This window comes from Kitasatospora sp. NPDC096128 (assembly GCF_040303105.1).
Classification (GTDB): domain Bacteria; phylum Actinomycetota; class Actinomycetes; order Streptomycetales; family Streptomycetaceae; genus Kitasatospora.
Map to the genome: position 1 here is coordinate 24,369 of NZ_JBEOSP010000051.1, position 13,989 is coordinate 38,357.

11 protein-coding genes are annotated in these 13,989 nt (G+C 73.1%); 9 read left to right on the plus strand and 2 right to left on the minus strand.

What is annotated here, in order from left to right:
• The first annotated feature begins 321 nt into the window (after positions 1-321).
• Entirely contained in the window at positions 322-3,072 is a 2,751-nt protein-coding gene (gene aceE, locus ABTY61_RS35890) for a pyruvate dehydrogenase (acetyl-transferring), homodimeric type (protein WP_350509374.1), read from the plus strand.
• Between the two features lie 189 nt (positions 3,073-3,261).
• Here the strand turns inward: aceE and ABTY61_RS35895 are convergent, their stop codons facing one another.
• Entirely contained in the window at positions 3,262-4,869 is a 1,608-nt protein-coding gene (locus ABTY61_RS35895; protein WP_350509375.1) for an MFS transporter, read from the minus strand.
• Positions 4,870-5,085: 216 nt separating this feature from the next.
• On the opposite strand from ABTY61_RS35895, the gene ABTY61_RS35900 reads away from it, so the two are divergent.
• From ABTY61_RS35900 to ABTY61_RS35930, 7 genes are all read left to right on the plus strand, one after another.
• A complete protein-coding gene (locus tag ABTY61_RS35900) occupies positions 5,086-5,766 on the plus strand; it encodes a TetR/AcrR family transcriptional regulator (protein ID WP_350509376.1) in 681 nt (226 codons plus the stop codon).
• 118 nt (positions 5,767-5,884) lie between these two features.
• A complete protein-coding gene (locus tag ABTY61_RS35905) occupies positions 5,885-7,207 on the plus strand; it encodes a sensor histidine kinase (protein ID WP_350509377.1) in 1,323 nt (440 codons plus the stop codon).
• The gene (locus ABTY61_RS35910; protein WP_350509378.1) at positions 7,204-7,878 is read left to right on the plus strand and encodes a response regulator; all 675 of its coding nucleotides are present in this window, start codon (positions 7,204-7,206) and stop codon (positions 7,876-7,878) included. The genes ABTY61_RS35905 and ABTY61_RS35910 overlap by 4 nt, the downstream gene beginning before the upstream one ends.
• A gap of 139 nt (positions 7,879-8,017) precedes the next feature.
• Entirely contained in the window at positions 8,018-9,139 is a 1,122-nt protein-coding gene (locus ABTY61_RS35915) for an alpha/beta hydrolase (RefSeq protein ID WP_350509379.1), read from the plus strand.
• 26 nt (positions 9,140-9,165) lie between these two features.
• Complete coding sequence (locus ABTY61_RS35920; protein ID WP_350509380.1) at positions 9,166-10,395, plus strand: acyltransferase family protein; 1,230 nt, start codon at positions 9,166-9,168, stop codon at positions 10,393-10,395.
• A 70-nt stretch (positions 10,396-10,465) separates the two neighbouring features.
• On the plus strand, positions 10,466-10,813 hold the full coding sequence (locus tag ABTY61_RS35925; RefSeq protein ID WP_350509381.1) for an MmcQ/YjbR family DNA-binding protein: 348 nt from the start codon (positions 10,466-10,468) through the stop codon (positions 10,811-10,813).
• A 185-nt stretch (positions 10,814-10,998) separates the two neighbouring features.
• Positions 10,999-12,213 carry an alpha/beta hydrolase gene (locus tag ABTY61_RS35930; RefSeq protein WP_350509382.1) on the plus strand — a complete coding sequence of 405 codons (1,215 nt, stop codon included), beginning with the start codon at positions 10,999-11,001 and terminating at the stop codon, positions 12,211-12,213.
• A 14-nt stretch (positions 12,214-12,227) separates the two neighbouring features.
• On the opposite strand, the gene ABTY61_RS35935 is transcribed toward ABTY61_RS35930, so the two are convergent.
• On the minus strand, positions 12,228-13,211 hold the full coding sequence (locus ABTY61_RS35935; protein WP_350509383.1) for a helix-turn-helix transcriptional regulator: 984 nt from the start codon (positions 13,209-13,211) through the stop codon (positions 12,228-12,230).
• 133 nt (positions 13,212-13,344) lie between these two features.
• Here ABTY61_RS35935 and ABTY61_RS35940 point away from each other — a divergent pair, with 133 nt between their 5' ends.
• Positions 13,345-13,923 (plus strand): TIGR03086 family metal-binding protein, encoded by a 579-nt coding sequence (locus ABTY61_RS35940; RefSeq protein ID WP_350509384.1) that lies wholly within the window; start codon positions 13,345-13,347, stop codon positions 13,921-13,923.
• Positions 13,924-13,989: the final 66 nt, after the last annotated feature.

Here is a 13,989-nt window from a genome sequence, read left to right on the forward strand (position 1 = left end):
GTCCCGGCCCGCAGGCCGTACGCGTGCCCGAGATACGAACGGCATTCGGGGTCCGCGCGTGCGCGGGCGTAGAGTCTCCTGTTGGCCCTCACCCCGGCCGCCCGCCATCGGGCGGACGGGACACCAGGTCGGACCACCTCTTTTCGTAACACCCGGGGGTGTACGGAGCGGACGAAGAAGCCCGCGACGCGCACCACCAGACCGTTCCGCCCGTCGGGCGGCATGGTTACCGATCGGTAGAGATGACGGATCTCCGAGCGCGGTAGCACGATGGAGGCGGCGCGACACACCTCTAGTTTCGACCGACAGTGAAGGAACAGCGTGGCTTCCGGATCCGATCGCAACCCGATCATCATTGGCGGCCTTCCGAGTCAGGTCCCGGACTTCGATCCCGAGGAGACCGCGGAATGGCTGGAGTCGCTCGATGCGGCCATCGACGAGCGGGGGCGTGAGCGTGCCCGTTACCTGATGCTGCGCCTGATCGAGCGCGCCCGCGAGAAGCGTGTCGCCGTGCCCGAGATGCGCAGCACGGACTACGTCAACACCATCGCGACCAAGGACGAGCCGTTCTTCCCCGGCAACGAGGAGATCGAGCGCAAGATCCTCAACGCGACCCGCTGGAACGCGGCAGTCATGGTCTCCCGGGCACAGCGCCCGGGCATCGGCGTCGGTGGCCACATCGCCACCTTCGCCTCCTCCGCGTCGCTCTACGACGTCGGCTTCAACTACTTCTTCCGCGGCAAGGACGCCGAGGGCGAGTCGGGCGACCAGATCTTCTTCCAGGGTCACGCCTCCCCCGGCATCTACGCCCGCGCCTTCCTGCTGGACCGACTCACCGAGCAGCAGCTCGACGCGTTCCGCCAGGAGAAGTCGAAGGCCCCGTACGGCCTGTCCAGCTACCCGCACCCGCGGCTGATGCCGGACTTCTGGGAGTTCCCGACCGTCTCGATGGGCCTCGGCCCGCTCGGCGCGATCTACCAGGCGCGGATGAACCGCTACCTGGAGCACCGCGGCATCAAGGACACCTCGGACTCGCAGGTCTACGCCTTCCTCGGCGACGGCGAGATGGACGAGCCCGAGTCGCTCGGCCAGCTGTCGCTGGCCGCCCGCGAGGGCCTGGACAACCTGACCTTCGTGGTCAACTGCAACCTGCAGCGTCTGGACGGCCCGGTCCGCGGCAACGGCAAGATCATCCAGGAGCTGGAGTCCCAGTTCCGGGGCGCCGGCTGGAACGTGATCAAGCTGGTCTGGGACCGCAGCTGGGACCCGCTGCTCGCGCAGGACCGCGACGGCGTCCTGGTCAACAAGCTGAACACCACGGTGGACGGCCAGTTCCAGACCTACGCCACCGAGACCGGCCAGTACATCCGCGAGCACTTCTTCGGCGGCGACCTGCGCCTGCGCGCCATGGTCGAGAACATGACCGACCAGCAGATCCAGCACCTGGGTCGCGGCGGCCACGACCACAAGAAGATCTACGCGGCCTTCAAGGCGGCCCGCGAGCACAAGGGCCAGCCGACGGTCATCCTGGCCCAGACGGTCAAGGGCTGGACGCTCGGCCCCAACTTCGAGGGCCGCAACGCCACCCACCAGATGAAGAAGCTGACGGTCGAGGACCTGAAGCGCTTCCGCGACCGGCTGCACCTGCCGATCACCGACAAGCAGCTGGACGAGGGCTACCCGCCCTACTACCACCCGGGCCGCGACTCGGAAGAGATCCAGTACATGCACGACCGCCGCAGCGAGCTGGGCGGCTACGTGCCGACCCGCAAGGTGCGCCCGCGCAAGCTGGAGCTGCCCGGCGACGACGCGTACAAGTCGGTCAAGAAGGGCTCCGGCAACCAGACCATCGCCACCACCATGGCGTTCGTCCGGGTGCTCAAGGACCTCATGCGGGACAAGGGCATCGGCAACCGCTTCGTGCCGATCGCGCCGGACGAGTACCGCACCTTCGGCATGGACTCGCTGTTCCCGTCGGCGAAGATCTACAACCCGCTGGGCCAGACCTACGAGTCGGTCGACCGCGACCTGCTGCTGGCCTACAAGGAGTCGCCGACCGGCCAGATGCTGCACGACGGCATCTCCGAGGCCGGCTGCACCGCCTCGCTGATCGCCGCCGGCTCGTCCTACGCGACCCACGGCGAGCCGCTGATCCCGGTGTACGTCTTCTACTCGATGTTCGGGTTCCAGCGCACCGGCGACCAGTTCTGGCAGATGGCCGACCAGCTGGCCCGCGGCTTCGTGATCGGCGCCACCGCCGGCCGCACCACGCTGACCGGTGAGGGCCTGCAGCACGCCGACGGCCACTCGCACCTGCTGGCCTCGACCAACCCCGGCGTCGTCGCGTACGACCCGGCGTACGGCTTCGAGATCGCGCACATCGTCCAGGACGGTCTGCGGCGGATGTACGGCTCCAGCGCCGAACACCCGCACGGCGAGGACGTGTTCTACTACCTCACCGTCTACAACGAGCCGATCAAGATGCCGGCCGAGCCCGAGAACGTGGACGTCGAGGGCATCCTCAAGGGTCTGCACCGGTACGCGCCGGCCACCGCCGGCCAGATCCCGGCCCAGATCCTCGCCTCCGGCGTGGCCGTGCCGTGGGCCCTGGAGGCCCAGCGCATCCTCGCCGAGGAGTGGAACGTCAAGGCCGACGTCTGGTCCGCGACCTCCTGGAACGAGCTGCGCCGCGACGCGGTGGAGGCCGAGGAGTTCAACCTGCTGCACCCCGAGGAGCAGCAGCGGGTGCCGTACGTCACCCAGAAGCTCCAGGGCGCCGAGGGCCCGTTCGTCGCCGTGTCCGACTGGATGCGCGCGGTGCCGGACCAGATCTCGCGCTGGGTGCCGGGCCAGTGGCAGTCGCTGGGCGCCGACGGCTTCGGCTTCGCCGACACCCGTGGCGCGGCCCGTCGCTTCTTCCACATCGACGCGCAGTCGGTCGTCCTGGGCGTGCTCACCGAGCTCGCCAAGCAGGGCAAGATCGACCGCTCGGCGCTGAAGGACGCGATCGACCGCTACCAGCTGCTGGACGTGGCCGCGGCCGACCCGGGTGCCGCCGGCGGCGACGCCTGATCACCCGCCAGTGCCTGAGAGGGCCGGACTCCCGCACGGGGGTCCGGCCCTCCGGCGTTCCCGGCGGCCGACGCCCCGGTCCGGTACCGCGGCCCGGACGGTCCCGCCGGCGGCCCTCGCCCGGGTCCCGAGCAGCAGGCGGCCCCGGACTCCCCCACGGAGTCCGGGGCCGCTCGTACGAGTACGGGCTCAGATGTGCACGGCCGGGCCCGCGTCGGTCTCGCCGCGGCGGGTCAGCAGGGCGAGCAGGGCGGCGCCGAAGGCCACCACCGCGGCCACCGCGAAGGCCAGCGACATCCCGCTGACGAAGGACTGGTGCACGGCGCCGGCCATCGCGTCCACCGCCTGCTGCGGCATGCCGGGCTGGGCGGGCGGGGCGATGCCCAGCTGGGCGCCCTGCTTGAGGAGTTCGGCCTGCTGCGGGTCGGCGACCGGCGGCAGGCCCGCCTTGGCCCAGTTGCCGGGCAGCACGTCGCCCACCTTGGCGGCCATCAGGGCGCCCAGCACGGCGGTGCCGAGGCTGCCGCCGACCTGCATGGCGGCCTGCTGGAGGCCGCCGGCCACGCCGGACAGCTCCAGCGGGGCGTTGCCGACGATGACCTCGGTGGCGCCGACGATGACCGGGCTGATGCCGAGGCCCATCAGGACGAACCAGAGCGACATCACGCCGGTGCCGGAGCCGGTGTCCAGGGTGGACATGCCGATCATCGCGCCGGTGGTGAGCAGCATCCCGACCATGATCGGGATCCGCGGGCCGAGCTTGCCGATCGCGATGCCCGCCAGCGGCGAACCGACGATCATCATGCCGGTCATCGGCAGCAGGTGGACGCCGGCGTCGACCGGCTTCATCCCGTGCACGTTCTGCAGGTAGAAGGTCACGAAGAAGATCGCGCCGAAGAACGCGAAGGCCATCAGCACCATCAGCAGCACGCCCGCCGACAGCGGCACCGAGCGGAACAGGCTGAGCGGGATCAGCGGCTCCTTCGCCCGGCCCTGCCAGAACGCGAAGAGCACCATCAGCACCACCGCGCCGCCCAGGAACAGCAGCGTCCGGGCGTCGCCCCAGCCCCACTCGGGGGCCTTGATGATGCCGAAGACCAGCGCGAACATCCCGACCGAGAGCAGCGCGATCCCGGGCAGGTCGAAGGACCTGGCGGCGTTCTCGGCCCGCACGTCCTTGAGGATCCACAGGCCGAGGGCCACCGCGATCAGACCGACCGGGATGTTGATGAAGAACACCGACTCCCAGCTGACGTGCTCGACCAGCAGGCCGCCGACGATCGGGCCGGCCGCGGTGGAGGCGCCGATCACCCCGCCCCAGATGCCGATCGCCATGTTGAGCCTGTCGGCCGGGAAGGCCCCGCGCAGCAGGCCGAGCGCGGCCGGCTGGAGCAGCGCCCCGAACAGGCCCTGGAGGACGCGGAAGGCGATCACGGTCTGGACGTTGCCGGCGAAGCCGATCGCGGCCGAGGTGGCGGCGAAGCCGACCGCGCCGACCAGGAAGGTGCTCTTGTGGCCGAAGCGGTCACCGATCTTGCCGGCGGTGATCAGGAAGACCGCGAGCGCCAGCAGGTAGCCGCTGGTGACCCACTGGATCTCGGAGGGCGCGGCCCCGAGCTTCTCCTGGATCACCGGGTTGGCGATCGCGACGATGGTGCCGTCCAGGGCGACCATCATCACGCCGACGGCGACGGTCAGCAGGGTCAGCCAGGGGTGCCCCTTGAGCCCTCCCCCGGCCGACGGCTTCGACGGCGGTGCCGCGTCCGCCTCGGAGTTCTTGACGACGGACTGACTCATCTGGGGCCCTCCGTGGGCGTGGCAGAGACCGGACGTGATGGTGGCGCTGCGACGACCCACCCGTCCCCACGAGTGCCCGGCCGACGAGCGCCACTCGGCAGATTATGTCAGCCACTGACATTCGGCAAACAGTGACTTCTGACCTGCACTGACATTTGTCAGGCGGCTAAGGTTGTGCTCCCACCCGCCCCACCCGCGCCCCGGAAGGCCCCCGCCATGGCCGCTCGCACCCCCCACCCCGCCGGCACCCCCGAGGACCTCGGCCGGGCCCCCGGCCTGCGGGAGCGCAAGAAGCAGCAGACCCGGGACGCCCTGGTGCAGGCCGCCCACGAGCTCTTCCTCGGCCAGGGCTTCGCCCGGACCACCGTCGACGAGATCGCCTCCGCCGTCGACGTCTCCCAGCGCACCTTCTTCCGCTACTTCGCCAACAAGGACGAGGTCGCCCTCGCCGTCCTGGCCGACGCCGAGGACCACTTCATCCACTGCCTGCGCCACCGCCCGGCCGAGGAGACCCCGCTGGAGGCCCTGCGCGCCTCGATCGTCAAGGCCTGGCGCGACCTCGGGAACGCCCGCACCCCCGGCCCCGGCTCGATCAGCAGCGCCCTCGAACTGCTGCGCATCATCGAGGACACCCCCGCCCTGCTCGCCGCCCACCTGCGCCGGGTCACCGAGCAGGAGCGGCTGGTGGCCCAGGTGCTCGCCGAACGCGAAGGGCTCGACCCGGCCGAGGACCTGCGCCCGGTCGTGCTCGCCGCCGTCTTCGGCAGCCTGCTGCGCGCCGCCCACCTGTCCTGGACCGCCGAACAGGAACCGGCCGGCCCCGAGGGCATGGTCGCGGTGATCGAGCGCCACTTCGACCAGCTCGGCCCCGCCCTGGCCGGCCACTGGCGCCCCTGAGGCCCGCCGCGGCAGCCGCCCGTCATACCCGGGTACCACCCCGTACCCGGGTGGCACCCGGAAGTTCGCGCTCCAGTCCGACGCGCGGAGCGGGCCCGCCCTCCTAGGCTGGCCCGCGATGAAGACGCTCACCGCCGCCGACGCCCGCAGGTTCGCCGCCCGTCAACTGCGCACCCTGCGGCAGCATCTGACCAGCCCCAGCGAGGACGAGACCCCGCTGCTCGGCAACTCCCGCCGACGCTGGGTGCGCAGAATCCCGTACGCCGTCGCGGTCATCCTCCAGGCCTCGCTGATCCCCACCGGGATCGCCACCCTGGTCGACTTCTACGGCCTGGTGCTGCCGGTCGCCGCCGCACTCACCGTCGCCCAGACCATCCCGCTGTTCCTCGCCATCACCCGCCCGCTGGCCGCCTGGTGGATCAGCGCCCCCGTCCTGGTCCTCACCGCCGCCATCACCGCCCGCCACCACCAGCTGACGGGCAGTTGGCCGTGGACGGCGCCGATGATCATCTCGTACCTCTTCCTGCTGCTCGCCCTCGGGCTGCGCGAGCGCCGGGCCACCCTGATCGCGGTCTGGGTCGCCACCTTCCTGCTCACCATCCTCACCACCACCCTCGGCCTGCCCCGGGCCGGCGACGGCACCACCGTGCTGCTGATCGCGCTCAGCGGCGCCGTCCTGCTGCTCGGCTGGGCCGTGCGGGACCGCGCGGTCGCCCGCCGACTGCTCACCGAGCAGGAGCAGATCAGCGAGGTGGAACGCGAACGGCGCACCCTGCTGGAGGAACGCGCCAGGATCGCGAGGGAGCTGCACGACGTGGTGGCCCACCACATGTCGGTGATCGCGGTCCAGGCCGCCAGCGCGCCCTACCGGATCGAGGGCGTCCCGGCCGACGCCGCCGAGGAGTTCACCGCGATCGCCGGCACCGCGCGCGAGTCGCTGGCCGAGATGCGCCGGCTGCTCGGGGTGCTGCGCAGCGAGGAGACCGCCGGCGAGCGGGCCCCGCAGCCGGGGGTGGACCGTCTCGACCAGTTGGTCGAGACGGTCGGACGGGCCGGGGTGCCCGTCGAGCTGAGCGTGGACGAGGGGCTGGCCGAGCAGGTGCCGCAGGCCGTCGGACTCTCCGTCTACCGGATCGTGCAGGAGGCGCTGGCCAACGTGGTCCGGCACGCCCCCGGCGCCCGGACCTGGGTGTCGCTGTCGGCCGACGGCCCGGAGCTGCGGCTCACCGTGGTCAACGCGCCCCCGCCGCACCGCACCGAGTCGCTGGAGGCCGCGGCCGAGGGCACCGGGCACGGCCTGATCGGGATGCGTGAACGCGTCCGGCTGGTCGATGGCAGTCTGGACACCGGTCCGCTGGCGGACGGCGGCTTCAAGGTGGCCGCCGTCCTGCCGCTCGACCGGCCCGAACGCCCAGACACCACCGGGGAGCAACCCGTATGACCATCCGCGTGATCATCGTCGACGACCAGGCCATGGTGCGGGCCGGCTTCGCCGCCCTGCTCAACGCCCAGAGCGACATCGACGTGGTGGGGGACGCGGCGGACGGCGCCCAGGCGCTCGAAGTCACCGGCCGCACCCACCCGGACCTGGTGCTGATGGACGTCCGGATGCCCGTCATGGACGGCCTGGAGGCCGCCCGGCGACTGCTCGACCCCGAAGTCCCGGGCGCCCACCGCCCCAAGGTGCTGATGCTGACCACCTTCGACGTGGACGACTACGTGTACGAGGCGCTGCGCGCCGGGGCCAGCGGCTTCCTGCTCAAGGACGCCCCGCCGGCCGACCTGATCGCCGCGGTCCGGGTGGTCGCGGCCGGTGAGGCGCTGCTCGCCCCCTCCGTCACCCGGCGGCTGATCGCCGACTTCGCCCGCAACCGGCCCGCCAAGCGCCGCGACCCCAAGCTGCGGCTCAACGGCCTGACCCCGCGCGAGACCGAGGTACTGGAACTGATCGCCCGGGGCCTGTCCAACCAGGAGATCGCCGCGCAACTGGTGCTCGCCGAACAGACCGTCAAGACCCACATCGGGCGGATCCTCGCCAAGCTCGACCTGCGCGACCGCGCCCAGGCCGTGGTGCTGGCCTACGAGTCCGGCCTGGTGACCCCCGGCGAGTAAGGGGGGTTATCCCCCTCATACCCCGGTAGCACCGGGTAGTTGGCCCTGCGGTGTGACGTCCGCGGGGCCGTCGTGTTCCTACCTTCCTCCTCGTCGCAAGCCGAAGCCGGCTGCCGAACGGACGAAGGAGAGCAGGGACATGCGCAAGCTCCGGACCAAACGGGCCGTCATCGCCACCGCCCTGGCACTGGCGGCCGTGCTCGGCGCGGGCGGCTGGGCCACCGGCACCCAGACCGCCCTCACCGGCCCGCCGCCCGGCAGCGCCGCCTGGACCGCCGACACCGCGTTCGGCCTCCACCTCCCCGACCCGGCCACCACCGCCCCCGCCCAAGCGGCCGCCTTCTTCGCCGGGTTGACGCCCGCCCAGCAGGAGGCCCTGGCCGCCCGGCACCCCTTGGTGGTCGGCAACCTGGACGGCGCCCCGGTCCGACTCCGGTACCACGCCAACTCCCTGGCCCTCGCCGCCGAACGCGACCGCGAACTCGCCCGGACCACCGACCCGGCCCTCACCCCGCAGGACCATCAGGCCGCCCGCACCCGCGTCGAGCGCTACCGCACCCTGCTGGACGGCGGCCGGCAGATCCTCGCCTTCGACCCGCGCGGCCGCGGCCAGGTCGCCGAGGTCTTCGGCGACCTCGCCACCGCCCCCCGCAGCGCCGTGATCGTCCCCGGCTCGGACATCGACCTGCTCACCTTCGACCGCGCCACCGAGCCGTACGGCACCCCCGCCGGCATGGCCCGCGCCCTCCACCGGGCCACCGACGGACGGACCGCCGTGATCGCCTGGGCCGGCTACACCACCCCGGTCGGCGTCGGCGTCGACGCCGCCACCGAGGACCTCGCCCGGGCCGGCGCCGACCGGCTCACCCGCCTGCTCGACGGACTCGCCGTCAGCACCTCCCCGCAGGCCCCGGCCACGGTGTTCTGCCACAGCTACGGCTCGGTGGTCTGCGGCCTGGCCCGCCCGACCCCCGCCCGGGCCTCCGCCCTGGTGGTGCTCGGCTCGCCCGGCATGGGCGTCGGCTCGGCCGCCGACCTCGACCCCGGCGTCCCGCTCTGGGCCACCGCCCGCAACGACTCGGACTGGATCGGCAACGTGCCCAACGTCCGCTTCCTCGGCCTCGGCCACGGCGCCGACCCGACCGACCCCGGCTTCGGCGCCCGCCCGCTGCCCTCCGCCGGATCCCGCGGCCACACCGGCTACTTCGCCCCCGGCACCGCCTCGCTCGCCGCCTACGCCGCCATCGCCCTCGGCAAGTAACGCCCCGTACAGGAAGGAGCACCACCATGGCCCACCCCCTCACCACCCTGCGCCGCGCCGCCGAGAAGGTCGACGCGAAGACCCCCGCGAGCCGCGACCGCGCCCTGGACGGCCTGCGCGCCCTCGCCCTGCTGTCCGTCCCGATCGGCCACTGGATGCTCGGCGGCCTCACCCGCTCCTCCGACGGCGCCCTGCACAACGCCAGCCCGCTCTCCGCGCTCGGCGGCTTCGCCCCGGCCAGCTGGCTGCTCCAGATGCTCGGGGTGTTCTTCCTGGTCGGCGGCCACTCCTCGGTCCGCTCGCTGGAGCGGGCCCGGGAGAAGGGCCTGGCCTACGGGGGTTGGCTGCGGGCCCGGACGGTCCGGCTGCTGCGCCCGGTGCTCGGGGTGACGGCGGTGTGGGCGCTGCTGATCCCGCTGCTGCCCCGGCTCGGCGTGCCCGCGGACACCCTGCGGACCGGCGCGACGCTGGTGGTGCAGCCGCTCTGGTACATCGGGGTGTACCTGGCGCTGACCGCACTCACCCCGCTCTGCGCGGCCTTCGGGCGCCGGCTCGGCCCGTGGTCGGCGGGCCTGCTGGTGGCCTCGGTCGCGGTCGTGGACCTGCTGCGGTACGGGCCGTGGGCCGAGGCGGTGCCGTCCTGGGTGGGGCTGCTGAACCTGCTGCCGGGCTGGATGTTCGGCTACCAGCTGGGCGTGCTGTGGGCGCAGGGCCGACTCGGCCGGTCGGCGGCCCGGGTGCTGCTGTTCGGCGGCGGCGTGCTGTTCGCGGTCCTGCTGGTGGTGTTCCACTACCCGGCGAGCATGGTCGGGGTGCCGGGCGTCGAGCGGACCAACTCGCACCCGCCGTCCCTGCTGGTGCTGGCCCTGGCGGCGGTGCAGTGCGGCGCGGCGGTGCTGCTGCGGGAGCGGCTGGGCCGGCTGCTGACCCGCCGTCCGCTGCTGTGGCTGCCGGTGGTGGCGGTCAACCTGTCGGCGATGACGATCTTCTGCTGGCACCAGAGCGCGATGCTCGCGGTGGCCGTGCCCGGCGCGGCGGGCCTCGGCGCCGTCCCGGGACTCACCACCGCGCCGGACTCGCTCGCCTGGGTGGCCGCCCGGCTGGCCCTGCTGCCGCTGTTCGGAGTCGCCCTGGTGGCGATCGGGTGGTTCACCCGGCGCTTCGACGGGCCGTGGACGGCCTTCTCCCGGGCCGGCAAGGCGCTCGCGGGCGCGGCAGCGGCGCTGTTCGCCGCGTACGCGCTGGGCGTGGTGTGACGCACCCCGGAGATCACGGCGCCGAAGGGGCGCGGACCGAACGGTCCGCGCCCTGCTCTAACCTTCCGCCATGGTGACGTTCGACGAATTCCGCGCGATGGCCCTGGCCCTGCCGGAGGCCGCCCAGGAACCGACCTGGGGCATCCAGACGCTGCGGGTCCGCGGCAAGGTCTTCGCGATGGGCGCCCCCGACGGCGACAGCGTCACGGTCAAGGCCTCCCGCGAGGACCAGGCCGAGCTGATCGCCGCCGAGCCCGAGGTGTTCTCCTTCGCCCGGTACGTCGGACGGCACGGCTGGGTGAGCGTCCGACTGGACCTGGTCGACCCGGAGGAGCTGCGGGACGTGGTCACCGAGGCCTGGCGGCGGACCGCCCCCAAGCGGGCAGTCGTCGCATTCGACGCCGACCATTCCGCTTAGCACCGCCGGAACGGCCACACAAGGACGCCGGAAGGACACTCCCGGTTCATGTGATCCATCCCACAGTTTGGGCGTGTCCGTCACCCTCCTGTGACCTCTACGCTTTCCCAGGGAAGTCAGCAGTCCATTCGCACCCTCCGGGCACCGCCCGAGAAACGGTGACGGGCCCCGAGGGAGTTGGTGCGATGCGCAACCGTCGACGCTGGAAGCGGGTACTGATCGGGGCGTTCGCCGGTTGTGCCGTGCTCGCCGACGCCGGTGCCTCGGCAGCCGCGGCCGCGGTCTCCTCGGAGCAGCTGGCGATCTCCACGCCCCCGGCCGGCAGCGCCGCCTGGATCCAGGACCACACCTTCGGCCGCGTCCTGCCCGACCCGGCCACCACCAGCCCGGCCGAGGCCGCCGCGTTCTTCGCCTCGCTCGCCCCCACCGAGCTGGACCGGCTGATCAAGGACTACCCGCTGGTCGTCGGCAACTACGACGGCGCCCCGCTGGACCTGCGCTACCGCGCCAACCGGATCGCCCTGGCGAACGAGCGCGACGCCGCCACGGCCCGCGCGGCCGACAAGAAGCTGGACTCGGACACCCGGGCGCTGGCCGTCTCCCGCGCCAACGACGTCGAGCACCTGCTCAGCCCCGGCCGGCAGGTCCTCGCCTTCGACCCGCGCGGCCGCGGCCTGGTCACCGAGGTCTGGGGCGACCTCGCCGACGCCGAGCACGTCTCCGTGATCGTGCCCGGCTCCGACGCCGACCTCGGCCACTTCGACCAGAGCGCCGAACCGCTGCGCGGAGCGGCCGGCATGGCCCGCGCCCTGTACGCCGAGGAGCAGCGCCAGGCCCCGGGCACCCGTACCGCCGTGATCGCCTGGACGGGGTACGTCACCCCCTCCGGCCTCGGCCCGGACGCGGCCACCTCCCGGCTCGCCGACGTCGCCGCGCCCCGGCTGGAGCGGCTGCTCGCCGGCCTCCGGGAGACCACCCGCCCGGACGCGCCCCCGGCGCTGCTCTGCCACTCGTACGGCTCGGTGGTCTGCGGCACCGCCGCCCCGAAGATCCCGCGCGCGGCGGCCTCGCCGTCCGACACCTCCGGCATCACCGACATGATGGTGTTCGGCAGCCCCGGCATGGGCGTGCAGTCCGCCGCCGAGCTGGGCGCCGGCGTCCACGTGTGGGCCACCCGCAACCCCAGCGACTGGATCGGCAACGTCCCGTTCCTGGAGGTCGGCAAGCTCGGCCACGGCGCCGACCCGACCGGCGGCGGCTTCGGTGCCGAGCAGATCTCCTCCGCCCGGGCCGCCGGCCACAACGGCTACTTCACCGACGGCACCGACAGCCTGCACAACTTCGCGGCGATCTCGCTCGGGGACTACCGCCACGTCGTCCGGCCGCAGCCCGACTCCTGAGGCGCTCAGGGCTGTTACTGCTCCTGATACAGCCGCAGGGCCTCCGCCGCCGCCCGCGCCAACTCGCGCCGGGCGGCCGGCGGGCCCAGCACTTCGACCTCCGCGCCGAAGGCCAGCAGCGCGCGGACGGCCGCCACGGCCGGGAAGGCCATCGCCAGCTCGACCCACTCCTCCGCCGGTCCGGTGCCCGCCTCCGGCGGCGGCGCCGTGACCCGGCCGCCGTGGATGCGCAGGAACATGTCCAGCCGCCCGCGGCGGACCCGCACCCGCACCGGCACGTCCTTCGGCACCCGCTCCACCTGCTCGCGCAGCGCCGCCCACACCTCGCCCAGCGCCACCCCGGCCCGGCGGCGCACCGCCTCCTCGGCCGTCTCGGCGGCGAGCACCCGGTCGGCCCGGAACAGCCGCGGCTCGCCGTGCAGGTCGGCCACCAGGTACCAGACCGCGGCCTTGTTCACCAGGCCGTACGGGTCGACGGTGTACTCCACCGGCGCGGGCGTGCCGCTGTGCCGGTAGCGCAACCGCAGCCGGCGGTCGGCGAACACCGCGTACTGCAGCTCGCCCAGGTCCGGCGGGCTGCCGGCGCCCGGCTGGGAATTCTGCATCCAGCGGGCCGGGTCGACCAGGATGCGCTCGCTGACCCGCTCGGCGGCCGGGCGGTGCGGGGCGGGCAGCGCGGCCATCACCTTGCGCAGCGCCGAGCCCAGCGCTCCGTCCAGCCCGAGGTCGCTGTGGGCGCCCTGGGCGGAGAGCACGAACAGCGCCCGGGCCTCGTCGGCGGTCAGCCCGGTGACGTCGGTGCGGTAGCCGGGCAGCAGGTTGATGCCGCCGTGCCGGCCGCGTTCGGTGAACACCGGCACCCCGGCGGCGGAGAGCGACTCGACGTCCCGGTAGATGGTGCGGACGGACACCTCCAGCCGTTCGGCCAGTTCGGTGGCGGGCACCCGGCCGCGGGTCTGGAGCAGCAGCAGGATCGAGAGCAGGCGGTCGGCCTTCATGGCTCCAGAATCCCAGGAATCCTGACGGCACTTGTCAGGTTTTACTGGGAGATTGCGTTCCGAGCCCGCCGGCACGATCCGAGCGGGGGCCGCACCTCGCAAGGGCCGCATCACACAAAGGAATCGAACGCAGATGAACGCCGTCCAGGACGCCCGCCCGCAGTACCTCGCCGCCCTCGGCCAGTTGGAGAAGCTGTTCGCCGCCGTCACCCCCGCCGACCTCGACCGGCCCACCCCCTGCGACGACTACACGCTGCGTCAGCTGCTGAACCACGTGGTCGGCGGCATCCACCGGTTCGCCTTCATGGGCGAGGGCGGGCTGGCCGCGGACATCCTGCCCGGCATCGGGGACCCGTCGGACGACGGCTGGCCGGCCGCGCTCGCCCGGGCCGCCGCCCGCGCCACCGCCGCTTGGGCGGACGACGCCAAGCTGGGCCGTCCGACCTCCGCGCCCTGGGGCGAGGTGCCCGGCGGGATGGTGGTCGGCGGCTACGTGATGGAGGCGGTGACCCACTCCTGGGACATCGCCACCGCCCTCGACAACGGCTTCGCCCTGGACGAGGAGCTGGCGCACACCGCGCTGGCCATCGCCCAGTTGGTGCTGCCGCCCGAGAGCCGGGTCGAGGGGGTCCCGTTCGCCGCGGTGCAGCCGGTCGCCGAGGACGCCGACGTGCACGCCCGGCTGGCGGCCTGGACGGGCCGCAAGGCCTGAGACCGCAGTCCACCGCGCGGGCGCGCAGCACAAACCGTCGGAGGACCTCTCTCCCTCGACCGGCGC